Source organism: Archaeoglobus sulfaticallidus PM70-1 (assembly GCF_000385565.1).
GTDB classification, from domain to species: domain Archaea; phylum Halobacteriota; class Archaeoglobi; order Archaeoglobales; family Archaeoglobaceae; genus Archaeoglobus_A; species Archaeoglobus_A sulfaticallidus.
Map to the genome: position 1 here is coordinate 1,534,835 of NC_021169.1, position 23,247 is coordinate 1,558,081.

Annotated in this window: 28 protein-coding genes; 18 read left to right on the plus strand and 10 right to left on the minus strand. The window is 41.4% G+C overall.

Translation table 11 applies throughout. The features are described 5' to 3' along the window. Nucleotide 1 precedes the first annotated feature (1 nt). From ASULF_RS08325 to ASULF_RS08355, 7 genes are read right to left on the minus strand one after another with little or no spacing between them, the layout of a single operon-like run. Nucleotides 2–730 (minus strand): histone deacetylase family protein, encoded by a 729-nt coding sequence (locus tag ASULF_RS08325; protein ID WP_015591281.1) that lies wholly within the window; start codon nt 728–730, stop codon nt 2–4. A 44-nt stretch (nt 731–774) separates the two neighbouring features. After that, nucleotides 775–1,557, minus strand: a complete 783-nt coding sequence (locus ASULF_RS08330; protein WP_015591282.1) for a carbon-nitrogen family hydrolase — start codon at nt 1,555–1,557, stop codon at nt 775–777. Between the two features lie 27 nt (nt 1,558–1,584). Next, nucleotides 1,585–1,866, minus strand: coding sequence for a winged helix-turn-helix domain-containing protein (locus tag ASULF_RS08335; protein WP_015591283.1), 282 nt, complete (start codon nt 1,864–1,866; stop codon nt 1,585–1,587). An 8-nt stretch (nt 1,867–1,874) separates the two neighbouring features. Beyond that, the gene (locus tag ASULF_RS08340) at nt 1,875–2,372 is read right to left on the minus strand and encodes an ATP:cob(I)alamin adenosyltransferase (RefSeq protein WP_015591284.1); all 498 of its coding nucleotides are present in this window, start codon (nt 2,370–2,372) and stop codon (nt 1,875–1,877) included. Between the two features lie 13 nt (nt 2,373–2,385). Continuing rightward, a complete protein-coding gene (gene meaB / locus ASULF_RS08345) occupies nt 2,386–3,423 on the minus strand; it encodes a methylmalonyl Co-A mutase-associated GTPase MeaB (RefSeq protein WP_015591285.1) in 1,038 nt (345 codons plus the stop codon). Between the two features lie 13 nt (nt 3,424–3,436). Beyond that, nucleotides 3,437–3,856 carry a cobalamin B12-binding domain-containing protein gene (locus tag ASULF_RS08350; protein WP_015591286.1) on the minus strand — a complete coding sequence of 140 codons (420 nt, stop codon included), beginning with the start codon at nt 3,854–3,856 and terminating at the stop codon, nt 3,437–3,439. 10 nt (nt 3,857–3,866) lie between these two features. Then, nucleotides 3,867–5,564, minus strand: a complete 1,698-nt coding sequence (locus ASULF_RS08355) for a methylmalonyl-CoA mutase family protein (RefSeq protein ID WP_015591287.1) — start codon at nt 5,562–5,564, stop codon at nt 3,867–3,869. 229 nt (nt 5,565–5,793) lie between these two features. On the opposite strand from ASULF_RS08355, the gene ASULF_RS08360 reads away from it, so the two are divergent. The 9 genes from ASULF_RS08360 to ASULF_RS08400 all read left to right on the plus strand — a co-directional run bounded on the left by ASULF_RS08360 (nt 5,794) and on the right by ASULF_RS08400 (nt 12,463). Further along, nucleotides 5,794–6,123 carry a protein disulfide isomerase family protein gene (locus ASULF_RS08360; RefSeq protein WP_015591288.1) on the plus strand — a complete coding sequence of 110 codons (330 nt, stop codon included), beginning with the start codon at nt 5,794–5,796 and terminating at the stop codon, nt 6,121–6,123. After that, the gene (locus ASULF_RS08365) at nt 6,120–6,458 is read left to right on the plus strand and encodes a hypothetical protein (protein ID WP_015591289.1); all 339 of its coding nucleotides are present in this window, start codon (nt 6,120–6,122) and stop codon (nt 6,456–6,458) included. The genes ASULF_RS08360 and ASULF_RS08365 overlap by 4 nt, the downstream gene beginning before the upstream one ends. A 134-nt stretch (nt 6,459–6,592) precedes the next feature. Further along, entirely contained in the window at nt 6,593–6,838 is a 246-nt protein-coding gene (locus tag ASULF_RS08370; protein ID WP_048098196.1) for a hypothetical protein, read from the plus strand. Nucleotides 6,839–6,850: 12 nt separating this feature from the next. After that, complete coding sequence (locus tag ASULF_RS08375) at nt 6,851–7,342, plus strand: FtsZ/tubulin family protein (protein WP_015591291.1); 492 nt, start codon at nt 6,851–6,853, stop codon at nt 7,340–7,342. A gap of 122 nt (nt 7,343–7,464) precedes the next feature. Beyond that, complete coding sequence (locus ASULF_RS08380; RefSeq protein WP_015591292.1) at nt 7,465–8,016, plus strand: hypothetical protein; 552 nt, start codon at nt 7,465–7,467, stop codon at nt 8,014–8,016. 63 nt (nt 8,017–8,079) lie between these two features. Next, nucleotides 8,080–8,535: a hypothetical protein gene (locus tag ASULF_RS08385; protein ID WP_048098197.1), complete on the plus strand. Its 456-nt coding sequence runs from the start codon at nt 8,080–8,082 to the stop codon at nt 8,533–8,535. A 405-nt stretch (nt 8,536–8,940) separates the two neighbouring features. Then, entirely contained in the window at nt 8,941–9,660 is a 720-nt protein-coding gene (tatC, locus tag ASULF_RS08390; protein WP_015591294.1) for a twin-arginine translocase subunit TatC, read from the plus strand. A gap of 54 nt (nt 9,661–9,714) precedes the next feature. After that, entirely contained in the window at nt 9,715–11,031 is a 1,317-nt protein-coding gene (trkA, locus tag ASULF_RS08395; RefSeq protein ID WP_015591295.1) for a Trk system potassium transporter TrkA, read from the plus strand. Nucleotides 11,032–11,035: 4 nt separating this feature from the next. Beyond that, nucleotides 11,036–12,463: a TrkH family potassium uptake protein gene (locus tag ASULF_RS08400; protein ID WP_015591296.1), complete on the plus strand. Its 1,428-nt coding sequence runs from the start codon at nt 11,036–11,038 to the stop codon at nt 12,461–12,463. 69 nt (nt 12,464–12,532) lie between these two features. Here the strand turns inward: ASULF_RS08400 and ASULF_RS08405 are convergent, their stop codons facing one another. Further along, a complete protein-coding gene (locus ASULF_RS08405; RefSeq protein WP_015591297.1) occupies nt 12,533–14,008 on the minus strand; it encodes a DNA-directed DNA polymerase II small subunit in 1,476 nt (491 codons plus the stop codon). 116 nt (nt 14,009–14,124) lie between these two features. On the opposite strand from ASULF_RS08405, the gene ASULF_RS08410 reads away from it, so the two are divergent. Together ASULF_RS08410 and ASULF_RS08415 are read left to right on the plus strand one after the other, a co-directional pair. Further along, complete coding sequence (locus tag ASULF_RS08410; RefSeq protein WP_015591298.1) at nt 14,125–14,319, plus strand: hypothetical protein; 195 nt, start codon at nt 14,125–14,127, stop codon at nt 14,317–14,319. Nucleotides 14,320–14,363: 44 nt separating this feature from the next. Then, nucleotides 14,364–15,143, plus strand: a complete 780-nt coding sequence (locus ASULF_RS08415) for an enoyl-CoA hydratase/isomerase family protein (protein WP_015591299.1) — start codon at nt 14,364–14,366, stop codon at nt 15,141–15,143. On the opposite strand, the gene ASULF_RS08420 is transcribed toward ASULF_RS08415, so the two are convergent. After that, on the minus strand, nt 15,144–15,767 hold the full coding sequence (locus ASULF_RS08420; protein WP_015591300.1) for a hypothetical protein: 624 nt from the start codon (nt 15,765–15,767) through the stop codon (nt 15,144–15,146). A 37-nt stretch (nt 15,768–15,804) separates the two neighbouring features. Beyond that, the gene (locus ASULF_RS08425) at nt 15,805–16,032 is read right to left on the minus strand and encodes a DUF5371 family protein (RefSeq protein WP_015591301.1); all 228 of its coding nucleotides are present in this window, start codon (nt 16,030–16,032) and stop codon (nt 15,805–15,807) included. A gap of 318 nt (nt 16,033–16,350) precedes the next feature. Here ASULF_RS08425 and ASULF_RS08430 point away from each other — a divergent pair, with 318 nt between their 5' ends. The 7 genes from ASULF_RS08430 to ASULF_RS08460 all read left to right on the plus strand — a co-directional run bounded on the left by ASULF_RS08430 (nt 16,351) and on the right by ASULF_RS08460 (nt 23,230). Continuing rightward, on the plus strand, nt 16,351–17,769 hold the full coding sequence (locus tag ASULF_RS08430; RefSeq protein WP_015591302.1) for a 4-hydroxyphenylacetate 3-hydroxylase N-terminal domain-containing protein: 1,419 nt from the start codon (nt 16,351–16,353) through the stop codon (nt 17,767–17,769). Nucleotides 17,770–18,178: 409 nt separating this feature from the next. Beyond that, complete coding sequence (locus ASULF_RS08435; RefSeq protein ID WP_015591303.1) at nt 18,179–18,994, plus strand: hypothetical protein; 816 nt, start codon at nt 18,179–18,181, stop codon at nt 18,992–18,994. Between the two features lie 133 nt (nt 18,995–19,127). Continuing rightward, the gene (locus ASULF_RS08440; RefSeq protein ID WP_015591304.1) at nt 19,128–19,829 is read left to right on the plus strand and encodes a hypothetical protein; all 702 of its coding nucleotides are present in this window, start codon (nt 19,128–19,130) and stop codon (nt 19,827–19,829) included. Nucleotides 19,830–19,976: 147 nt separating this feature from the next. Continuing rightward, nucleotides 19,977–20,387 (plus strand): hypothetical protein, encoded by a 411-nt coding sequence (locus ASULF_RS08445; RefSeq protein WP_015591305.1) that lies wholly within the window; start codon nt 19,977–19,979, stop codon nt 20,385–20,387. A gap of 100 nt (nt 20,388–20,487) precedes the next feature. After that, on the plus strand, nt 20,488–21,360 hold the full coding sequence (locus ASULF_RS08450) for an SPL family radical SAM protein (RefSeq protein ID WP_015591306.1): 873 nt from the start codon (nt 20,488–20,490) through the stop codon (nt 21,358–21,360). 1 nt (nt 21,361) lies between these two features. Then, nucleotides 21,362–22,051: a DNA alkylation repair protein gene (locus tag ASULF_RS08455; RefSeq protein WP_015591307.1), complete on the plus strand. Its 690-nt coding sequence runs from the start codon at nt 21,362–21,364 to the stop codon at nt 22,049–22,051. Nucleotides 22,052–22,363: 312 nt separating this feature from the next. Beyond that, the gene (locus ASULF_RS08460; RefSeq protein ID WP_015591308.1) at nt 22,364–23,230 is read left to right on the plus strand and encodes a triphosphoribosyl-dephospho-CoA synthase; all 867 of its coding nucleotides are present in this window, start codon (nt 22,364–22,366) and stop codon (nt 23,228–23,230) included. Nucleotides 23,231–23,247 lie beyond the last annotated feature (17 nt).

Below are 23,247 nucleotides of genomic sequence, written 5' to 3' on the forward strand. Positions count from 1 at the left end.
GTCATTCAAATCCTCTTATAAAAGCTTTTACATTCTTACCTAGAACTTTTGTGGAGTACCCTCCCTCTAAAACTGCATATCTCCTTCCATCGCACCTCTCAGAGAACTCTCTGATTATCTTGCCGATCTCCCTATAATCCTCTGTCATGAGATAGCTCCCCCAGTCGTCTACATGCTTGTCGAATCCTGCGGAAACTGCTATGATATCGTACTCACTTTTTTCAAGGAACTCTACGATACCATCAATGTCATCTTTGGGCATGTGGTAGTATTTAACTCTCCCATCATCCTCGAATGTGTTGGCTGTGCCATCACCATAATGGAGATCGAAGTCAACTATAACAGCCTTCTCTATTTTTGAGTTCACTATCAATCTCCTGACTGATATGGCTATGTTGTTGAAGTAGCAGAATCCCCATGAGCTGTTTGGACTGGCGTGGTGTCCAGGCGGGCGGGCAAGAGAGAATGCTGGCTCTTCAAAGGCTATTTCTGAAGCTCTGATTGCTGATCCGGCTGAAAGGCACGAGATTTCATATACACTCTGCATTGTCTTTACGAACTCTAAATGTGAGGGAGTGTGAACGAGAAGTATGTCAGACTCGCTGGCTGGAGAAGGTTCTACGAACTCATAATCTCTCAATTCTTCAACTATGCATTCAAGCCTTCCGGGAGATGCTGCAGGATCATGAGTATATACATCATAAAATCTCTCGTCAAACACTATTTTCATTCTATCCCTCCAATTTGCACTTTTTACAATCACTTTTTTTACAATTATAACCCGCTGAAGAGGTCGTTCCTGAAATCCCTCAAAAATGGGAATTTTCTCCTGGTTTTCTCCACCTCACCGATATCTATCTCCGCCATTATGATCTCCTGCCTGTCTCCTCCCTCAACCAGCACATTGCCCCACGGATCTACTATCATCGAGCTTCCGGGATACGCATCCTCGCCTTCCGCACAGTTCGCACCGAAAACAAAGCACTGGTTCTCTATTGCTCTGGCTTTCAGCAGAATTTTCCAGTGGTTGATCCTCTCTTTTGGAAATTCCGCAGGGATCGCGAGTATTTCAGCACCCTTTCTCACAAGATACCTCGCTATCTCCGGAAATCTGACCTCATAGCATATCATAAGCCCGATCTTACCAACAGGAGTATCGACAACCTTCAGCTCATTTCCCGTGGAGAAGTACTTTCTCTCCTCAGTTAAAGGAAAGAGATGAGTCTTTCTGTACTTCCCCAGAATCTCTCCGCGATGTATAACTACTGCGGAGTTGTAAAGCTTACCGTTTTCCTTCTCTGCGACACTGCCCACTATCGTGATATCTCTCCTCTCAGAAAGCTTCAGTATCAGATCGATTTCATCCTCTATATTGTCCTCCACTAGTTCGTAGTTTTTCGGATAGAAGCCTGTGTTGAACAACTCCGGCAGAACCACAAGTTTTGCATTAACCTGAATGGCTCTCTTTATGAGGCTCAGAGCCTTCATCAGATTTACATCCCTGTCCGGGGAGATCCTGAGCTGTCCGATGGCTGAAATCATGTTCATCTCTCTCATGAATTCAAAGCTTTATAAATTTTAAATTCAATCGACATAATATATTATCTCTCCCTCTTTAGTCAGTGAAATCCTGTCTCCATTGATCTTTATGCAGAATCCATGCTCAAGAATCTTCAAATGGTAATCAAGATTTTTTTCGCTCAATCCAAGAGATTTAGCAATCTCCTGCTTATTCTTTCCCTCCGCGATGAGCTTTAGAATCTTCCTCCTTAATGGGCTTGAGACTGCTATGTGGTACCTCCTATGATACTCCTTGCTCTTTTCAAGAGATGTGCTGTACTCCTTCCAGCTACCCTCATCAGTCATACAACGGATCACTCGAAATTTACAGTATCGTATTTCTCATCAAGCTCTCTCAGGTTCATTAGATATATCAGATAGCTGAGCTTGTTCAGCCACTCAACAAGAAGGAGTGAGACTTTTCCTGCTTTCTCAAGCCCAACGATTTCCCTCTCTGCTCTTCTTACCACGGTTCTCGCCACACTCAGAAAAGCCGAGCTCTCGTTTTTCTCAAGCAAAATAAAATTTCTTGGTTTTTTGACGATACTTTCGAACTCTTGTATGATATTCAACAGCTCATCGTACTCCTTCTCACTCATTCTGTAGTCTGAGATTAGCTCCAGTCCAGCCTTGAATATCATCATCTGGATTTTCTCGAGGTACTTTTTAACAAGTTCATCCCTGGCAAAAACCTTTGCGAGTCCTATGAACGCATTGGCCTCATCGAGGGTGCCTAAGCCTTTAATCAACTCGGAGTCCTTATCAACGAGACTTCTATCCAGTAAGTGGGTCTTCCTGACATCCTTCGCCATCCTCTCACCGTTATTACTTTAGAATCTCTTCCAGGAGGTTCTCTATTGCTGTATGTGGATCAAGATCATTTTTGGAGACTTTTTCAACCAGCTCGTCGAATTTTACCTTGCTATCCTTCTCGAGATAATTCCTTATCTCATTCACGAGTATCTCAACCATCTCCCTGCTGAGCCTCTTCTTCCTCGTCTCAATGAGTCTTCCAGATTTCTTGAGGTAATCAAAGTGGTCTTCAATTGCATCAGCCAGCTGATCTATTCCTTCTCCTTTCTCTGCTACTGTTTTTATGACTGGAGGAATCCATTCAGATCTCCTTATCTTTTCATATATCTGACCGCTCTGAACCAAAGCTTCATCCGCATGGGTTGTCTTCGACAGAATCTCCACAGCCTCCTGATCCATCATCAGCATCGCCTTGATCCACCTTTCGGTCTTCTCCGCCCCTCCGAGATCGGCTTTGTTGACAACATAGATATCACCAATCTCGAGAATTCCAGCCTTGTTTATCTGAATGTCATCACCCATCTCCGGCATCAGTGCAACTATGGATGTATCTGCTACCTCGATTATGTCAACCTCGCTCTGCCCAGCTCCAACGGTCTCGACGAAGATCACATCAAAGCCAAAAGCATCCATCAGCCTTATAACATCACCAGTTTTAGCAGACAGTCCACCAGCTCTTCCCCTTGAGCTCATGCTCCTGAAGAACACCCCTGGATCGACCCAAAGCTGTCTGTTCGTATCTAGTCCATCCATTCTCAGCCTGTCACCAAGCAGAGCTCCACCCGTAAAGGGCGATCCAGGATCGACAGCGACTATGCCTACTGTTTTCCCTCTTGTCCTGAATTCCTGAGTCAGTTTGCTAACAATCGTGCTCTTTCCAACTCCCGGAAAGCCTGTAATACCAATGACATGTGCACTTCCGGTTTTTGGATAGATCCTTTTCAGGATCTCCTTACCCTCAGGATAATCGTTTTCCACATAGGTTATTGCTCTTGCCAGAGCCCTCTTGTTTTTGCTAAATATGCCCTCTACAATCGCATCTACATCCATTTGATTACCCTCGCTAACCCTTTATTCCTTTTTTCTCCTTAACTTTCTCGTTTATGAAGTTTATTATTTCGCTCATCGGTGTTCCAGGGATGAAAACCCCATCAACACCGAGAGCCTTTAGATCATCAAACTCATCTTCGGGGATTATACCACCAACGAGTACGACCATCTCTGATGGATCCCCGCCATACTCCTTTATGTAGTTCAAAACCTTTGGAACGAGTGTCATGTGCGCTCCGCTGTGGAGGCTTATGCCTATGACATCCACATCCTCCTGCACTGCAGCCATCGCGACCTCTTCTGGCGTTCTGTGCAAACCGCTGTAGATAACCTCAAATCCGGCATCTCTCAGAAATCTCGCAACAACCTTGGCTCCCCTGTCATGCCCATCGAGACCTACCTTTGCCACAAGAACCCTTATCTTCTTCTCCATAACACCCACCTCAGATTATTATCGGTTTCTTGTATGTGCCGTAAACCTGTTTAAGCACACTCATTATCTCCCCAACACTTGCATATGCTTTTACAGCTTCAAGAATTGCCGGCATAACATTCTCATTGTTCTCTGCAGCATTTCTGAGCCACTCAAGTGCTTCCTTCACAGCAACATTATCTCTCTCGCTCTTGATCTTCTTCAGCCTCTCGATCTGCCTTCTCTGGACTTCAGGATCAACCTTCAGTATCGGTATTTTCAGCTTCTCGTCTATTGCGTACTTGTTAACTCCAACAATAACCCTCTTGCCCTCCTCAACCTCTCTCTGGAACTTGGCTGCAGCATTCGTGATCTCCTTGACAAAGAATCCATTCTCAATTCCTGCAAGGACACCTCTCAGCATGCTGCCTTCACCCATTTTTCTGATTCTTTCGATGTAATCCCATGCGAGCTTCTCCATCTTATCCGTGAGCCACTCCACATAGTAGCTTCCAGCTAACGGATCTATTGTGTTCGGTATTCCGCTCTCATAGGCTATGATCTGCTGAGTCCTTAAGGCCACCCTGACCGCCTCCTCACTTGGCAGTGCCCAGGCTTCATCAAAGCTGTTCGTATGCAGGCTCTGAGTTCCTCCAAGCACTGCAGCCATCGCCTGTATCGTTGTCCTGACTATGTTGTTTAACGGTTGCTGGGCAGTTAGAGAGCATCCAGCAGTCTGTGTATGGAATTTGAGCCACCATGAACGAGGATTTTTCGCCCCGTATTCGTCTCTCATTATCTTTGCCCACATCCTTCTCGCAGCCCTGAACTTTGCAATCTCCTCGAAGAAGTCGTTGTGGGAGTTGAAGAAGAAGCTGAGTTGTGGAGCAAGCTTGTCTATATCGATTCCTCTCTCTATCGCAGCCTCAACATAGGCCATTCCATCGGCAATTGTGAAGGCCAGTTCCTGCACGGCAGTGGAACCGGCTTCTCTTATATGGTAGCCGGAGATGCTGATGAGGTTGAATTTCGGAACATTCTCCACACCCCACTCGAATATGTCAGTAATTATTTTCACCGATGGTTCTGGTGGTAAAACCAGAGTGTTCTGTGCATGGAACTCCTTGAGCATGTCGTTCTGGATTGTACCTCTAAGCTGATCTCTTGGAACTCCCTGAGCGTCACCAATGGCCGTGTACATTGCTAGTATTATTCCCGCTGGAGGGTTGATTGTAAAGGAGGTCGAGACTCTGTCCAGTGGTATTCCCTCAAAAAGGATTTCAAAGTCCTTAAGTGTGTCAATGGCAACTCCAACCTTACCAACTTCCCCATCAGAAAGCGGATCATCGCTGTCCAATCCCATCAACGTTGGAAAGTCGAATGCCGTGCTCAGACCGGTTTGTCCCTCTTTCAGCAGCATCTTCCACCTCTGGTTTGTGTCCTCGGCACTGCCAAACCCGGAGAACTGCCTCATCGTCCACAATCTCCCTCTGTACATTGTAGGATAGACTCCTCTTGTATAGGGAAATTCTCCCGGATACCCAATATCACGCTCAAAATCGAGGTGTTCAATATCTGATGGATCGTAAACTCGGTTTATTTCAATCCAAGACAGGTTTTCAAATTTTTCTTGCCTTTCACCTGATTTTTCAAGGAAGGGTTTAAGGCATTTCTCATTCCATTCATCCCTTCTTTTCTTAATTCTACCACTAACCTCATCACTTTCCATCCATATCACCCTTAATAACCCAATTGTTTATCATACACTTACTTGACTTGGATTTAAGGTTTTTGATTTTTAATTGTTAATGGTTTAGCTTTTTATTCCGGCTTTTTACACCATTGGCAATAAAGAATTTTGAAAAAGAATTTTGAAAAATAGAATTGTCCACGAAATTCCTCTTGACTGTTTGTAGATAACCGAAACGATTTTTAACTTGAACTCATATTCACCCCCAATGCGCTGGCTATTGCTCATACTGATCGTCTTTTTAGCGGGATGTGTAACAGAAAAAACCGAAGATCAGGTGGTTAAGGGCGACATATACTTCTTTTTCTCCCCGAACTGTCCACACTGCAAGAATGTTGAGCCGTATGTAATTAACGCAAGCAAAAAGGTAGAGATCAATTTCTGTCAGGTGGAAAACCTCACCGATACATGCAAGGAGATTGCAGAGAAAATAAAGCTCCGTGGAGTTCCAACAGCAGTAGTGGTTGAAAAGGATAAAGTGTATGTGTACTCAGGTGAAACGAAGGTTAAAAACCTGATGCTGGAGATCATGAAATGAACAAGCTAAAGCTGATGCTGATTTCTCTTGGTCTACTCGACTCGGGGTATTTGCTCATCTCAACATACACTCCAGACTTCTGCCCAACCAGTGGCTGTTCAACGAATCTAACAATGTATGGTCTAAACATTCCAGCGCTTTTTGGTTTGATGTGGTTTTTGCTTTACGGATTCCTTAAAGGAAAAATGCTCAGCATATGGAAAATTCTGGGAGTGGCTGGAATAGGCTCGCTTGGCTCTTATGCAATCCTGAATTCTTACTTCTGCCCGTACTGCTTCTTTGCATATTTCCTTGGCTTGAGTTTGATAGTTTCGGACTACCTTGGAGGAAACTAACTTTTTGCATACTTAAGCTTCTATAGTGTGAACAAAAAGCATTTAGTATATAATTTCAACAAAAGTTACCTATGAATTGTAAACACAAATTAAATAATAAACATGTATCTATACTCATTTTGCTTCACAATATCATGACAGAATCGATGAATGAGGCAGGATTTAACTTTGAACACTGCGGGAACATAGCCCTGCTCGGCGAAAGTGTACCCGTTATGGAATCTCCAATGAGCATGGCGATTCTGAAGGCTATTAGGTATGTTTCGAGCATCAGGAACTGGTTCAGAGATGGCATACTTCTCATTAAGAGAGTCATCGGCGATAAGAGGGTGCTTTCATCCAGCAGGTCGAAACATATAATGGTGGAAACTTCATCCTGAGGTGATAATTTTATGAAGACAATCGCAGTAGTTGGTTCGGGAGGAGCCGGACAGAACATTGTTAACATATTCAAAAGAGAGTCTGAATACGAAAATGTAGATATTTATGTCGTCAATGGTGAAAAATGGGTTGATTGTGTTGAATTTTACAAATTTAAGCAACTTGATAAACTTATCAAAGTACTGTCTGAGTACGACCATGTTATACTAACTGCAGGACTTGGTGGAAGGGGCGGAGATGCACTAGTAAAGCTGGCAAATGAGTTGGATAACATTGCAGGTATTGTTGTGTGCAAACCTTTCAGGATTGAGAGATCGAGGGTTGAAAGAGCTGAAGAACAGATAAAGTTGCTAAAGAGTAATGTGGTATTGAAAAATTTAGACGAATTGATTGAGAAGATGCCCGATATAGCAATACACGATGGATTAATGACTTTAGATATGGAATTGGTTGAGGAGATTACTAAGATCATTCAAAGATTGTTTTACTCCGAGCAAAAATAATCCCATATAGTTTTGGATGTTTTTCCAATTTGGCATGTTTTTCTTTTAAATATGCATATTTAAGCCCTTCTACTTTTATTAAAAGCAAAAAAATTTTAACTTCTTAAATTCAATTTTTAAGCATGGAAGTCTCTGAGCTAGATATTAATATATATCTCGGATTATCAGATTACAAGAATATTCCAAAGTTGCTTTTCCCATTCAACGAACATTATTTAATGTTCGCAGTTGCCGAAGATTTGGAAAAACAGGGTGTCAAACATATTTTAGAGCCTGCAATTCCCATAAGCAGAGAATATCCTATTAAAATTCATGGAATTAACTTTCCTGAATTAGGATTCGAAACAAAGACGAGTATGTTTTACCCAGACATATTTATTCCAGAATACGGCTTCTTCATCGAGGTCGAGAACTTTTACAACCCAGACCCTTTGGAACACTTTTATGAATATTTGTGGCTGTTCGAGGAAAATAGTTATCCTTTTTATGGTTGCGCTCTAACTTGGAAATGCAAAAAGCTCGTGGAATCTCCAGACCTTTACTTTGTAGATCCAATCACAGGCAAAACAAGCATATCGGTAATCAAAGGTGAACCGGTAAAAATACAAATGGACGAGAATTCATATCCCACAGGTAAGCCCCATACTTGGGTCCAATATGAGTTGTTTAGATAGCTAAAGGACTCTGGAAGTTTATGTTCCGCTGAAATTGATGTGAGCGAGAGTGGCCACGTTTTTGTGCCAGATGAAATCAAGATTTCATCCAATGAAGGTATTGTAAGCTGGAAACCGGAAAGATTTACAAAGTTCTCTGGCTGGAAACACGAATCTCCTGCTTCTCCAGTACCCAAGGAAGTCCCAGTACGTGTTGACCTATGCTCTTACGACGGAAATGAAGTAAATTGTTTCGAAGTTAAAATACCAAAGGAGTTTACAAGTGAGAGAAAGGCGATTAGAGTTCTTCAGCAGCTTTACACGTATATGAAGTTAGGAGTCTTTGACAGAGTGTGGTTAGTTGGTCCCTATGATTGGTTGAAACAATTGTGGGAAGGAGCTCCCGAAATCTTTTTCGGAGAATTGGGAAAAGTGGGCATTCTCGGGTACGAATACTCGAAGAGAAAATTTGAGGTCGTAAAGGATGCAGAAAAACTCAATGTTAAAAAACGTGAATATATCACGATTGAAGAAGTGTAAAAACTTATAATTTGATGTTGGGATTACTTGTTTTTGTTTTGTTATTACAAATATCTCAATATCTTAAAAAGTACTTTATTCTTTCTCTAAGATCTCTTAGAACTGGTCGTTTTTCCACCATACCTTAAAAAACTTATATTCTTCATTCTTCTAAAGAGATAAATTTGTATTGAAGTTTGAAGGGAATTATTTAAGCCTGAAAGAAGTAATAATGGTTTTATTCTTCTTATAGATGTCTTATCCAGTTGTATAGGGTATTTAGGCAAGAAATTGAGTGTCACTTTCTATGGTCTCGTTAATCTATGCTCGTTGAGATAATACGGGTTGTGATCACATGGCCAGTTAAGTTGTATAACCTACAAAAATTACAAGAAAAACTATAAACTCCACAGGTCAAAAAAATTCGTGGAGCCCCCAGAAGACAGAGAAATGGAGTTAAGGGAGCATCTCGCTGAGCTGAAGAAAAGAACAATCAGAATATCTATTGTTATCCTGATCGGGATCATCATTGTGTATCCCTATTCTCCCGAACTGATTGACTCCTTCTGGCAGGGTATCTTCAATAAAAAACTGGACATGGTAATCTACACACCAACAGAGTGGATTGTTACGAGGCTCATTTTTTCATTCGTTTTTGTTTTCTTTTTCTCATATCCATATATCGTATATCAGCTATATCAGTTTGCAAAACCGGGTTTGTTCGAGCATGAAAGAAAATTCGTTAAAACTTTCATACCCTTCTCATACATCCTATTTCTGATCGGAACCTTGCTTGCCTACGAGGTTGTGATACCAAGGCTTTACAACTGGGCTGTTGTACCATATTTCGGTGCGGAGCCACATCTTTCTGTCAAGAAAACAATATACGGTGCTTTTAAAATATTCATGGCTTTCGGTCTGTCATTTCAGATACCGGTTCTGGCCTTAATTGCCGTAAAGCTCGGCATGATCGATTCCGACTGGCTGAAGGGAAAGAGGGTTATCGTCTACATTCTCGTCTTTATACTTGCGACCAACATAACTTTTGATATCTCCGGCATGAGCCAGCTTATTGTGCTGGCAATAGTTGTTGTGATGTATGAAATCAGCATAATTCTTGCGAGATTTCTCGAAAGAAAATCATAGGCCGGTGTGGCAAAGAGTAAAGCTTTTAATTAATTGAGAGCCCTAAGCTTCTAAATGCACATTGTAGTTGCCGGAGCAGGAGAAGTTGGATACAATGTAGCAAAGGCATTGTGCGATAATCACGATGTCTTTGTTATAGAAAAGGATGAAAAGAAAATAGATGAGATATATAAACTTAATGTTGAGGTTATCGAAGGAAATGCAGCGAACATAAATGTTCTGAGCAAGGCGAAGGTATCTAAAGCTGACATCTTCTTGGGTGTAACTGGAGTGGATGAAGTAAATCTCCTGTCCGGGATCGCAGCAAAGAAAATGGGAGCTAAAAAAACGATTGTTAGAGTTGGAAATCCAGAGTATGTTGACAGACCACTCGTCAAGAACCACCCTCTGGGATTCGATCTGGTTATATGCCCCCAGCTTGCCCTAGCAAGGGCGATGGCGAACATAATCATGTTCAGCGGTGCTGTGGATTTTGTATCGCTGAGCGGTGGTAAGCTCAATTTAATTGAGATAGTTGTGGATGAAAATTCTGTTCTTGCAAACAAGAAAATTGAGGATTTGCACCTCCCGGAAAATGTTATAATAACCGCAATATACCGCGACGGAGAGCTTCTCGTCCCTCGAGGTCAGACCAAGGTTCTTCCGGGAGATAAGGTTGCAATAGTCGGGAAGTCACAGGATCTGATTACAATTCAGGATATTTTTGGAAGTGACACCACAAGGAAAGTTGTTATTTTCGGTGGAGGTACTGTTGGAAGCTATCTTGCGAGAGTGCTTGATTCAAGCAATCTGAACATCAAACTTATTGAAAAGAATGAAGAATTATGCGAGAACCTCTGCAGTGCCTATAACAGAGTCAGGGTTGTCATTGGAGATCCAACAGATCTGGATCTTCTGTATGAAGAGGATGTTGGGAGATCGGATGTTGTTGCCTCCTGCCTGGAAAACGATGAAAAGAACCTTCTTGTCTCTCTCCTTTCGAAGAATTTGGGGACGAGGAAGGCAATAGCTCAGGTTAGTAAGGGCAATTATATGAAGCTCTTTGAGAAGGTCGGAATAGATGTTGTGCTATCTCCGAGAACGATAACATATCTGGAGGTTCTCAAGCACTTGCGATTGCTGACCCTTGAGACACTGGCAGAAATAGAGGGTGGAGAGGCTGTTGTTCTTGAGATAGAGCTTGAGAATGAAAAGCTATCTGGTAAAAAGATATCTGAGTTAAAGATCCCGGAAAGAGCATTGATTGGAGGTATCCTCCGGGGAGATGATTGTCTCATACCTAAGGGCGAAACCCAGATCCTCAAGGGAGATAGGTTGCTAATTTTCACACCATGGAGCGAAGTTGAGGAGATCGAGGATTACTTCGGGTGATCGAATGAACTACCTCCTGGTTATCAATTTCCTGGGGAGGATAATGCTTTATTTCACAGCCCTTTTCTCTCTCCCGCTCATAACTGCCTTCATATTTAAAGAGTCGTTCTATCCATTCCTTGTTGCCATAGCGGTAAACCTGATAATATCGCTGATTCTGTACTCTGTAAAGCCAAAGAGCGAAGTCTTCAGATACAAAGAAGGTTTTGCTATTGTTGGACTCGGATGGTTTCTGATAAGCCTTATCGGGGCAATACCCTACTGCATGATCGGCACGGGCTTCATAGATGCAATCTTCGAGTCGATGTCAGGATTCACAACCACCGGGGCAACGATATTTGACAGAATAGAGGTTCTGCCAAAATCCATTCTGCTATGGAGAAGCCTCACTGAGTGGGTTGGAGGGATGGGAATAATTGTGCTTTTCGTTGCCGTTTTTCCATCTATAGCCAAAAAAGGTTATGCTTTATTTCAGGCTGAAGTTCCGGGAATAACTGTAAGCAAGGTAACCCCCAGACTGAAAGATACCGCATTAAGGCTGTGGGAGATATACCTCCTTTTCACGGTATTGGAGGTAGCCTTGCTGTACCTAGCAGGATTAAACCTTTTCGATGCGATAAACCACTCGTTCACAACCATGAGCACGGGTGGTTTCTCAACCCATACAGAGAGTATAGCGTATTACAGAAGCCCGCTTATCGAAACAATCATCACGATTTTTATGATAGTCGCCGGAGTGAACTTCAGTCTGCACTACTACTGGCTGAAAGGAGATGCGAGAATACTCAGGGATCCTGAGTTCAAAGCATACATATCCCTCCTGGCGATAGCGATAGCCTGTTTAACAATTTTGAACAGCAAAGGAGATCTGATCGAGTCGTTCAGATATTCTGCATTTAACGCTGTATCGCTGATGACAACCACTGGCTATGCTAGCTATGACTTCGACAGATGGATGGATTCCTCCAAACTCATCATACTGACTCTCATGTTCATAGGTGGCTGCTCCGGATCAACTGCTGGAGGGATAAAGGTCATAAGAATTTACCTGCTCGAAAAGTACTCCATCCATCAGATTCTAAAAGAAGCGGATCCGAGGACTGCGAGGGTTATAAAGATGAATGACAGGATTCTGAAAAAGGAGATTATCGACGATATCACAGCCTTTTTCGTGCTTTATGTCCTGATTTTTGCTGTGAGCAGTGTGGTGATATCCCTGTTCGGTATGGATCTGTTATCTGCGGTTTCAGCAGTTGTTGCCACTATGAGCAATGTCGGTCCCGGACTTGGAGCGGTTGGAGCAACAGAAAGCTACTCAGCCCTGCATCCAGTTGTAAAGCTCATACTCTTTTTCAACATGTGGGCTGGAAGGCTTGAACTCTTCACGGTGCTATCGCTTTTCATACCATCCTTCTGGAAGGAGAGATGGTAAGCAAGAGATAGGAAGAGATAGTAAAAGCAAAAAGTATCATTAAGACTTTAGTTAAGCCAACTAAGCCAGCTAAGATGACCTGTAAAACCTGAGTCTGTGGAGCTTGCCGTTCACATAAACCGGAACATTGCCTGGCATGGGGTTGAGATTTACTTTTTTCTGAAATTCCGTCTGAGCCTGCCATGTGGATGAGTTGAGAGCGAGAATGCCTCGATAGTACCTCGCACCATATGTGTGAACATGCCCTGTGTGGACGATATCAGGCACCTCATCTATCACAAGCAGATCTTCTTTCTCAGGAGCCAGTGGGGTTCTTCCCCCATAAATGGGGCAGAGATGCCTTCGCTTCAGCATTTCCTCAATAACTCCAGATGGATCCGAGTAATCGAGCCTTGGGATCTTCATTATCATGTCGTCTATGCTCCTCCCGTGATAGATCAGAACTTTAACGCCATCGGCATCCACCCATGCCGGATTGCCAACATGTTTGACGTTCCTCGGAAAGAGGTCTGCAAACTCCTTTGGCAATGCTGGCTGTGGTTCAGCTTGTCTTACAGCGTCGTGGTTTCCGGGAGACAGGATGATCTTTATCCTCTTGGGTATCTTTTCAAGCTGTTCTCCAGCCTCCTCATACTGTCCGTATATATCGAATATCTCAAGCTCCTTTTCCTGTCCGGGATATATGCCCACGCCATCAACCACATCACCGGCTATAAACAGATATCTGACTTTCTCGGCTATTTCCTGCATGTACTCATTCCCGACCTCACAGTTAAGCCATTTAACAAACGCATTCCAGGATTTTTCCAAGAATGTATTGCTCCCGAAGTGGATGTCCGAGATAAATACCATTCCGAAATCCTTCTCAACCTTCCTGTCGTTTTGAGGAACATCAGGAAAGACGATTCTGTTGGCTATTATCATGTTGTTCCTGAAAGATCCGCTCACGGCAATAACTTCATCTCCCAAAAGCTCCGATGCAACCTCTCTGAGCTTTGCAGTAGCCAAAACAGAAATCTTGCCCGTTTTGTCTTCAATTTCGATGATGTAGTTACCCTTTGAAGTCTCCCTGACATCCGTAACAATCCCGATAATGCTAACTTCCTTTTGGTTCACCTTTTTGAGAGAGGCTATCGGGATTGAGTTTATCCTTCCTCTAAATATTTTCCTGATTTTCTCATATCTCGATGAGAAATTCTGAATGAAATCGTCAACCACACCCTCGCAAGAGGATCTACCAGTTATATCTCTAACCTTCAGCTCGAACTTTTCAACTATCTTTTCTACTTTGGTTTTTACCCCATCCTCAACTCCAACCTTACCATCATTCTTTATGTTCAGGATCTCAAGGGCTTTCAGAACATCTTCGGGAGTAATTATGACGCAGTTTCCCAAAACCTTGCAGATTTCATCTATGGCATTTTCAAAATTCCTTTTCCGGATTATTTCAACTGCTTCAGGATGAATGTTGTATCCTCTTTCAGCAAACTCGGCTATTATGCTTCTGTAGCTTCCAGAGTTTCCCAAACTCGTGTCCAGAACCAAAGTGAACACCTCTTCTTCTTGATAATATCTAAAGTTCTAAACACTTTTGCTTGGAGGTGTTCGAAGTTTAGTTGATTGTTAAATAGACAATAAATTTAAAAAAGATTAAAACAATTATGCCTGTTGAAATGACGATCGAGTTTTTGTCCGAGAAATACAAATTAAAGATTAAGAGAGTATATCCGGAAGACTGTCAGCTATGCATTTCTGGATATACTGGAAAGAAGTGCAAGTACCTGCTGAGAATCAGGAGGGAATTTTACTGCATTAGAGAGGCCGTTAAAGCCGTGGATTCGAGGCTTAAGTACTGAACAAAATCGTAAATCTTATAATTGTCATAATTAATGATATCTGGATGAGTGCGGTGGTTTTTGAGAAATCGGATGGTATCCTCATCGCAAGGCTGAACAGACCGAATGCATTCAACGCATTGAACGAAGAGGTTGTTGATGGATTAGAAGAACTGATCAGAAAGGTCAGGACTGAGAAGGATATAAGAGCTGTAATCATAACCGGAAGTGGACGGGCATTCAGTGCCGGAGCAGACATCAAGATGTTCCTGAGATCCGAGACCTTTCAGGCAAGAGATATCATAGAGAGATTAGGTAGAGTGCTGGAAGAGTTTGAAGATCTTGATGTGCCGATAATAGCAGCCATCAATGGATTCGCACTCGGGGGTGGCTGTGAACTGGCGATGGCCTGCGATATGATCATTGCAAGCGAGAATGCTGTTTTCGGGCAGCCAGAAATAAACATAGGGATAATACCTGGTGCTGGAGGCACACAGAGACTGGCAAGGCTCATAGGATGGAAGAAAGCTATGGAATACTGTCTAACTGGAGAGAAAATAAGTGCGAAAGAAGCCGAAAAGCTCGGACTTGTGAATAAAGTTGTGAAAGCCGAGGAGCTTGAAAAGGCAGCGATGGAGCTTGCCAGGACAATAGCAGAGAAGTCTCCAACTGCTGTGATGCTGGTCAAGCAGGCTGTTAACAGAGGATATAAAATGTCGTTGAAAGATGGGCTGGCTTACGAGAGGGATCTCTTCGCCCTAGCATTTTCTTCAGAGGATGCCAAAGAGGGCTTTTCAGCGTTTGTAGAGAAAAGAATGCCCAACTTCAAGAAGAAGAGAACATAATCAGTCCATCAGTTCGTGAACTATTGCATCCTTTACATTTTTTGGAATCACAATCCTGTTCTCTCTAAGATATAGCTCCACAACATCCTTATCTAGGTCCCCGATGGGTGTTTCAATAATTAAGTTTCTAACCCATTTCTCGCCTTCCAGCCACTTTCTATATCTCAGAACTATTGAAAAAAGCCTTGAAATCATAATCTCATCCCTCTTATTCTGTGCATCCTTTGTAATCCCTCCGATAAACTTTCTTCCCTGATTGGTTGTCTTTCCAATGACATTCATCAGGAATACATATGTTCTTTCAAGTCCATGAATCAGAAGGAGTTCAGGAATTGCTGTCATTAAAACAACGAAGTCCTCCATACCCTCGCTTATTTTGGATAGAAGGATACCTATCTCACTCAGATTGTTTACATTAACACTTTTGTATTTTCTACTCTGGATTAAAGATAGAACATGGATTCTACCCTTTAGATCGTAAGCATCTATCACTTTTGATATGACATCAGGAGGTTCTGACGCGACCCATATAACCATATCCGAAACTGAACTTGATATATCAACTAAAATCGACGAACTGTCTAATCCGTCCTCCGATATCAAAAGCAGCGAATTCATGCTCATTGAGTATTTGAGTAAGAAAACCAATAAAACACTTTCGTTATTTACTTTCGATTGATGCCATCAGTTTGGCCAAATGCACCGGGAACCTGCCTCTTTTTTTGTTAACTTTATGGATTTCTCTAATTCTTTCTATGTTGTGGCATTCAATATAGTGAATTACTGCCTGATACAAAGCCTCTTTAACTGTTTTTTTACCAGTAGCCTCTTTTAAATCGTCTAACATGTTTTTAGGCAGTCTTGTTTGAACTATCAGATATTTCTCCACTCTACCACATCATTATAATAACAATCACTATAGTCAGCAACCATACACTTAATAAACATTTCGATAAAGATTCATCTACAGGAAATATAAACATAACCAAAAATAAATAAACTGTAAATATGTAAAATATAGTAAAGAACTTAGAATGCTCAAAAGTAAATAATTTGTTACATTGCATTCAACTGAACCTAAAAATCTCCATTTTTACTTGAAATATCTACACAAAAGAAATCTACGATCAGAGAGAGATATACCTATCTAAAAAATAAAAATAGAAAGTTTTTTAATTTTAAAAAATTAACGAGGAATGGTGATAGCATGTTGATTTCTGGAGATAAGTATGTGGAGAGGCTCTCAGGCTATGAACGAGAAATCTATGTCAGGGGAGAAAAAGTTGAAGATTTTACAAACCACCCGAATATAAAGCCTGTTGTTAAATCCATAGCCCTTACTTACGAGCTTGCTGGGAAAAAGGATGAGTATTCTCCATACTCCAAACTCGTGGATGATAAGGTAAACAGGCTGAATTATGTAAATGAGAATGCAGAGGACCTCATAGCAAGATACGATTTCCAGAGGGAACTAAGTATGAGGCTGGGAACCTGCAACTACAGATGCACAGGGTGCGATGCGATAAACTCCCTCTATCCAGCAACCAAAGAGATGGATGAGAGACTTGGAACGGACTACCACAAGAGGTTTCTTGAGCTTTTGAAGGAGATACAGAGGAAAGACTATGCATGCACTGCAGCACTAACAGACACAAAGGGAGATAGATCGAAGAGGCCGAAAGAGGCAAAAGACATGTATGTCCATGTGGTGGAGAAAAGAGAAGATGGAATAGTTGTCAGCGGAGCCAAGATCCATCAGAGCGGAGCTTTCGCTGCAGATATAAACTTCGTTCTTCCCACCCAGACATTCAAAGAGGGTGAGGAGGAGTTTGCCATCGCCTTTGCTGTTAAGCCAGAGGATGAGGGTGTGAAGTACATACTGCAGAATACCGGATATCAGGCAAAGTTCAGGGAAGGCGGGGAGTTTGAGATCGGAAATCCATATGGAGACAGAATAACCTGCACAGTAATCTTCGACAATGTATTTATCCCATGGGAGAGAGTTTTCGTGTTTGAGGATTTAAAGGCTACAAGAAACTTGTTAACGAATTTTGCAATATCACATAGATGTGTTGGAGCTTCATGCAAGGCCGGTTTCATCGACTCGATGACAGGAGCTGCAAGCCTCATGCTCAAGGTAAACGGGCTTGATAGGGTTCCGGTTCTCAGGCAGAAGATAGGAGAGATGGTTGGTGTTAGCGAGGCTGCTCATGCCATAGCCGTTGGTTCCGCAACGAAAGGCTTTGAGAGCTATGGCACATGGCTTCCGAACATGCTCATGGCCAACTCAGGCAAAGTCATAGGGGTTGAGGGGTTCAACAAGGTCATAATGAATCTCGCTGAGATAGCAGGAGGTATCCCGGTTACAGCTCCCTCAGAGTTCGACCTTAAGAGCGAAGAAGTGGGTAAGTATGTCGAAAAGTACCTCGTTGCCAATCCAGAGTTTTCCGCTGAGGAGAGGATGAAAGTTATAAAGTTCGTGGAGTTCTGGATTACCAGCTCTCATTTGCTTGGTGCTGTGCATGGAGGTGGTTCTCCTGCTGCAGCAGTAGTCTTCCTGCAGATACTTGCAGACATGAAAGAGAGAGAAGAAGCTGTTAGGGATATAATAGGTCTTAAGAGATAATCCATTTTTTAATTTTTGGTAGTGGGTTTTGATTCTACATGCTACATGTTCCACATTTTTAAATTGGCTTTTACTGTCTTTTACATATTCTAATAAAATTTTTCCTTTTAAACTTTGTTCACAGATTACACTATTCATGCCACCCATCTACCATCCATTTGCTTGAAAGTAATGTAGATTTAATTATATTCAATAGCTATTGAGGCGATAGACATTCTAAAACGAAAGAGATTTATACTTGTGTAAGCATTGAAGATATGAGTAAAAACAAGAGTCCTTTAGATATGCTGAGAAGGGGACTATCCAGAATGAGTATATATGCAATGCAGATATGACTCTAAATTGGAATGATATACGCAATGCGTATATGAACGAGTTAGGCGAAACGCTCCTAAGGAGGTGATGGAATATGAACTATCCCATTAAACAATTAGAGAAATTGGCCCGTAAAATACAGGAGCTCTTAGGTGAATATCATAATGAAGAACTTCGCACCTTAAATTTTGACATTCCATGGGAAGAAAGAACCCGAATGTCGATGGAAGCATCAAGTAATTTTATGAGAAGAGCAGGGGTTGAAGTTCTTCCTAATGTACAAAAAGTACTTGCTGAAATTGAGGCATTATTGGAGGGGGAAGATAAAGCAATTACTGAGCGCATACGACCAATTCTCTCGGAAGCAAAGCAATGGGCAGATCATCCTACAAATCCGCTTGGATACGCAGAATTATCAACACAATTAATGCGTCTTGCAGGACATCTTTCAGTTAGAGTGGTGGCGAAACCCACCATTTTTATAGGGTATCGTTACACTGCAGAAGATGAGAAACTGGCAAATAAATTTATTCAATTATTTGAACTTGAGGGATTTAAGTGCGTATCTGGGAAAACTGCTAAAGCTGAAGATATAGATAAAAAAGTTAAAAAATTGATTGACCAAAGTGAAGGGGTCATTATTATATTCACTAGAGAAAAAGAGTTGAAAGATGGTGGCTGGACTACTTCAAGATGGTTAACGGATGAGAAAGCATATGCTATGGGTAGAGGCAAACCTGTTCTTCTTTTCTTTGAGAATTGTATTGCACAAACTGAAAGGAAAGGAATTCACGGTGAGCTTGAATACGTTGAATTTAATCGTGAACACCTTGACGAGGCATTCTTAAAAGCAATTCCTTATTTAAGAGACTTTCGACAACGAGTTTTAGAGAGAAAGGGGCATGAGTAATGCCGCAATGGAGCGCATCGCCTAACGAGAGGATATATGGCTTTGCTTTGCCTCGCCCAAATTTGCTACCGCAAACTTCAGATACCCGCCAGCCGTTAGCCGTCATTTTAATGGTCGGTGAGGTGATAAGAATATGTTAAAAAAACATAGGATTACAAGAAGGCTTGGAACTATAGTACGGGAAGCGAGTGAGGAAGTGGTACAAAGAATTTTAGATATTTATAAAGGGAATATTAGAGGGAGAGAAGAAGATATCACGGCTCAACTGGGGAGTGAAATAACCATTCATCTTATTGAAGAAATAAAGAAAAGGCTCGACGGGGAAGAATTAAACGGAGTTAAGTTTGATGTATATACTTACAAAAAGAAAAAGGAAGAAAAATTAACAGGTGCGGATTTGGCGGGAGTGCTTGAAATAGAGGTTAATGGAAAGAAAACCTCTAAAGCTTATTTGGCTCAAGCTAAAGTTTGCCAAATAAAAAGGGAAGATAGAGTTGGAAATCCAGTAATTTATTGCTACGACAAAAATATAAATGATCAGGCAAGTAAAATGCTAAACATAACTTCAGATTCCTTTTTCTTCTTATACACTAAACAAGGAATATACGTGATTCCTGCAATAGAAGTATGCTCAACTTGTAAAAATAGTATTAATACAGAGGAGCTTCACTACCATACTTTTGGAGTATTTTATGAAGAATTTTTCAAATGTTTTGTAGGTGATCATAAAATAGCTCCTATTTATAAAGACGTGAAAACTTTAGCTACTTTTGCTGAGGAGTATAAAGTTAATAATGTTCTCTATATCAAGGCAACTATTAAAAACGACGGCTAACAGTGGGTGTGCGGTTTGCCATCGCTCACCCAAACCCCACCAAGGCAGGCTTCGCATACCCTCAAAACGTTAAGTGAAATGTCCAAGCCTGCCTTTGAAAAAGAATGTTTTTATATGGATTTAAACTTATAAATATGGGGTGAAACCATGAAGCAAACAAAACTTGATTTAACAAAAGAATATAAGACCTATTACACAGCAAAAACCACGCCCGAAATTGTTGAGATTGAAGAAGGACAATTTTTAACCATTGAAGGAAAGGGTTCTCCTGATGGCGATGAATTTCAAGCCAAGGTTAGTGCTCTGTATTCTCTTGCCTATGGAGTGAAGAATATCTGTAAAAGAGAAGGGAAAGATTTTGTTGTTCCGAAATTAGAAGGACTGTGGTGGGTTGAATCAGATAAGCCAGCTTTAGAAGTGCCACGTGAAGAGTGGAGATGGAAACTTCTTATTCACATGCCAGAATTTGTGACTTATGAAATGGTTGAAAAAGCAAGGAAAGAAGTCATAAAGAAGAAAAATATGAACTTGCAAAAGAAATTAGGTTCGAGAAAATGAAGGAAGGTAAATGTGTTCAGATACCTTTCAGACCCGAGAAGGACATCACCCGAAAAGATTAAAACGATTTTAAGACAGCCTGTAAAAGAAAGGGAGTAAAATGGTAAAGGATGTCTTTGTTAAAACAGCTCTGAACAAACACAGAAAGCGTGATGCATGGTTCTTGGATGATTATTCCTTAAATCCTTACCAGCTTTGTGAGTTTAATTGTGTCTATTGCTATATTCGGGGAAGCAAGTATGGAGAGAATACGAAGCATGGTTTAGCAGTCAAAATCAACGCACCAACTTTACTGGAAAAAGAGCTTTACAAAAGGGCTAGAAAGAAAGAATATGGATTTATCGCTTTGAGCTCTGCTACAGAACCCTGGATGTACATTGAAGAAAAATACAAAGTAACGAGAAAATGTCTTGAAGTAATTGCCAGATTTAAATTTCCTGTTCATTGCTTAACAAAATCTCCACTAATTTTGAGAGATGTCGATTTACTGGATGAAATTGATAAACACGCAGTTTTACCAGAAGACTTAAAAAATAAACTGAATCGTGGAGTTTTGATAACTGTATCCCTGTCAACTCTGGATGAAAGCGTAGCAAAAGTTTTTGAACCGAACTCCCCCAAGCCAAGGGAAAGGTTAAATGCACTGAAAGAGCTTATTGATAATGGCTTTTATGCTGGGATAGCATTCATGCCTGTTTTGCCGTTTATCTCAGATTCCAATGAAGAACTGGAAGAGATGGTAAAAACCGCCAGAGAACTGGATGTTAGGCACGTATATTTCAGTCCTCTAACCATGCACGATGCTGGAAGAGAACTTTACTTCAAAGTCCTAGAGAAGTATTTTCCGGATTTGGTAGAAAAATATGAGGCTATTTATAAAAAGTGGTATCCGGAGAAAACGTACTCTGATCAATTCTTTAGAAGGATTATTAACCTCTGTAAGAAATACAACGTAAAACTGGGAGGAAAATGACATGAGCGTTGATGAAATAATCAAAGAGCTGGAATCTCTCGGAAGCAAGAAAAATGTTGAGGGAATGCAGAGATTTGGAATTACATCCAGAGCGAAAATTCTTGGAGTTTCAAAGCCAGAACTAAGAGAAATTGCTAAAAAAATTGGCAAAAATCAGGAATTGTCGATTGAATTATGGGAAAGTGGAATTCACGAAGCCAGAATTTTAGCATGCATGATTGCCGACCCTGAAAAATTTACTGATGATTTAATGGATAGATGGGTTTCCGAAATAGATAACTGGGATTTATGCGATCAGTGTGCTATGAACCTGTTCTGGAAAACAAAGCATGCTTATAAAAAAGCAATGGTGTGGTGTCAAAGTGATTGTGAATTTACAAAAAGAGCCGGATTTGCGCTAATGGCAAAACTCGCGATAAGCGATAAAAAAGCCGATGACAGGAAGTTTGAACAGTTCTTTCCAATTATAAAAAGGGAAGCTAGCGATAACAGGAATTACGTTAAGAAAGCTGTTAGCTGGGCTTTAAGGCAAATTGGAAAACGAAATCCAGATTTAAATAAAAAAGCAATTGAAACAGCTAAGGAAATTCAAAAGATAAATTCAAGAAGTGCAAAATGGATTGCTTCAGATGCTATAAGAGAATTAACAAGCGAAGCGGTTCAGGAACGATTTAAAAAAAGAGGGAAGTAAAAATTGGTGGGCTTGGGCACTTTGCGGTGCTCCGCACCTTGCCCCTATCGGGGTCACTTAACAGGTGGATGTGTGGCTTTGCCTTCGACTACGCCCAAATTTGCTATCGCAAACTTCACATATCCCCGGAACTGGCAACTTGACGGGTTGAAAAATGAAATAAAAATAAAACATCAATGCTGCATGGTTTTGGGACAAAATTCGCCGATACAATTTTTGATACTCTGACTCAAATAAAGCAGAACTATATAGTCCTGTCAGCAAAGCAGATTACCGGAAAAAATTTAATTTGCTTCACTCCAACCAATTCTGATGTTCAAAAACGAGGATGAGGCAGTAACATCCGCCGTTATGGCGATGATACTGGAGGTTTCCGGGAATCCCAAAGCTGGAAATGTTGATAGAGATCACAATTTCCCAGATCTAAAGTACGAGCATTTCATTGCCTCAGCAGTATCAAGTTTTCCTGTGTTCAGAATGGCTGCAAAAAAAGAGCTCAGCTGTGGAGAGCTCATCCTTAGGGCTGTGGAGGATAGCTCGAAGTGGCATAAAGCGAAAAATGTCCATTTCGGAGCTTTTCTGCTTTTGATTCCCCTCCTTGCAAACTGGGATGCAGAGAATTCAGCAAAGGCTGGGGAGTTATCGTTACAGTATCTCAAAAATACCACATACAAGGACTCGCTTCATGTTCTAAATGCGTTCAGAATTTCCTCTGCAAGAGTTATGGGATCTAAAAAGCTAGATCTGAGGGATGACGATACTGAAAGGTTCATTACAGAAGAAAGGGTAAACCTTTACAAATGGATGAGCATGGCCCCAAAGGACAACATAATTGCAAAGGAGATAATAAACTCATACACAATCAGCGTTAAGCAGTCCAGAAAGCTGATTGAATGGTATAAGGAGCTTGATGATCTGAATCATGCAATAGTTCTGTGCTATCACGACATGCTATCAAGGCTGATCGATCCTCTAATAATCTCCAAATTCGGCAGGGATGCTGCCCTCGAAGTCTCTAAAAAAGCGGGAGAGATCATGAACCTTCCAGAAAAACAGAGGCTTGATAAGATAAAGGAGTTCGATGAAGAGCTAATAGAAAAGGGAATAAATCCCGGAAGTGTTGCAGATCTCACAATCTCTACAATATATCTCGCAATGCTGGATGGTCTGAGGTTTTGATTGATCAGGATGTGTTA

Excerpts from the sequence above, each read along its gene's own strand:
- ASULF_RS08435 (WP_015591303.1), top strand. The coding sequence starts at position 18,179 with ATGAACTATCCCATTAAACAATTAGAGAAATTGGCCCGTAAAATACAG.
- ASULF_RS08330 (WP_015591282.1), bottom strand. The coding sequence starts at position 1,557 with ATGAGAGAGATGAACATGATTTCAGCCATCGGACAGCTCAGGATCTCC.
- ASULF_RS08445 (WP_015591305.1), top strand. The coding sequence starts at position 19,977 with ATGAAGCAAACAAAACTTGATTTAACAAAAGAATATAAGACCTATTAC.
- ASULF_RS08455 (WP_015591307.1), top strand. The coding sequence starts at position 21,362 with ATGAGCGTTGATGAAATAATCAAAGAGCTGGAATCTCTCGGAAGCAAG.
- ASULF_RS08440 (WP_015591304.1), top strand. The coding sequence starts at position 19,128 with ATGTTAAAAAAACATAGGATTACAAGAAGGCTTGGAACTATAGTACGG.
- ASULF_RS08340 (WP_015591284.1), bottom strand. The coding sequence starts at position 2,372 with ATGGCGAAGGATGTCAGGAAGACCCACTTACTGGATAGAAGTCTCGTT.
- ASULF_RS08365 (WP_015591289.1), top strand. The coding sequence starts at position 6,120 with ATGAACAAGCTAAAGCTGATGCTGATTTCTCTTGGTCTACTCGACTCG.
- ASULF_RS08335 (WP_015591283.1), bottom strand. The coding sequence starts at position 1,866 with ATGACTGATGAGGGTAGCTGGAAGGAGTACAGCACATCTCTTGAAAAG.
- ASULF_RS08430 (WP_015591302.1), top strand. The coding sequence starts at position 16,351 with ATGTTGATTTCTGGAGATAAGTATGTGGAGAGGCTCTCAGGCTATGAA.
- ASULF_RS08410 (WP_015591298.1), top strand. The coding sequence starts at position 14,125 with ATGCCTGTTGAAATGACGATCGAGTTTTTGTCCGAGAAATACAAATTA.
- ASULF_RS08460 (WP_015591308.1), top strand. The coding sequence starts at position 22,364 with ATGTTCAAAAACGAGGATGAGGCAGTAACATCCGCCGTTATGGCGATG.
- ASULF_RS08325 (WP_015591281.1), bottom strand. The coding sequence starts at position 730 with ATGAAAATAGTGTTTGACGAGAGATTTTATGATGTATATACTCATGAT.
- ASULF_RS08420 (WP_015591300.1), bottom strand. The coding sequence starts at position 15,767 with ATGAGCATGAATTCGCTGCTTTTGATATCGGAGGACGGATTAGACAGT.
- ASULF_RS08360 (WP_015591288.1), top strand. The coding sequence starts at position 5,794 with ATGCGCTGGCTATTGCTCATACTGATCGTCTTTTTAGCGGGATGTGTA.
- ASULF_RS08400 (WP_015591296.1), top strand. The coding sequence starts at position 11,036 with ATGAACTACCTCCTGGTTATCAATTTCCTGGGGAGGATAATGCTTTAT.
- trkA (WP_015591295.1), top strand. The coding sequence starts at position 9,715 with ATGCACATTGTAGTTGCCGGAGCAGGAGAAGTTGGATACAATGTAGCA.
- ASULF_RS08370 (WP_048098196.1), top strand. The coding sequence starts at position 6,593 with ATGACAGAATCGATGAATGAGGCAGGATTTAACTTTGAACACTGCGGG.
- meaB (WP_015591285.1), bottom strand. The coding sequence starts at position 3,423 with ATGGATGTAGATGCGATTGTAGAGGGCATATTTAGCAAAAACAAGAGG.
- ASULF_RS08350 (WP_015591286.1), bottom strand. The coding sequence starts at position 3,856 with ATGGAGAAGAAGATAAGGGTTCTTGTGGCAAAGGTAGGTCTCGATGGG.
- ASULF_RS08355 (WP_015591287.1), bottom strand. The coding sequence starts at position 5,564 with ATGGAAAGTGATGAGGTTAGTGGTAGAATTAAGAAAAGAAGGGATGAA.
- ASULF_RS08380 (WP_015591292.1), top strand. The coding sequence starts at position 7,465 with ATGGAAGTCTCTGAGCTAGATATTAATATATATCTCGGATTATCAGAT.
- ASULF_RS08375 (WP_015591291.1), top strand. The coding sequence starts at position 6,851 with ATGAAGACAATCGCAGTAGTTGGTTCGGGAGGAGCCGGACAGAACATT.
- ASULF_RS08450 (WP_015591306.1), top strand. The coding sequence starts at position 20,488 with ATGGTAAAGGATGTCTTTGTTAAAACAGCTCTGAACAAACACAGAAAG.
- ASULF_RS08415 (WP_015591299.1), top strand. The coding sequence starts at position 14,364 with ATGAGTGCGGTGGTTTTTGAGAAATCGGATGGTATCCTCATCGCAAGG.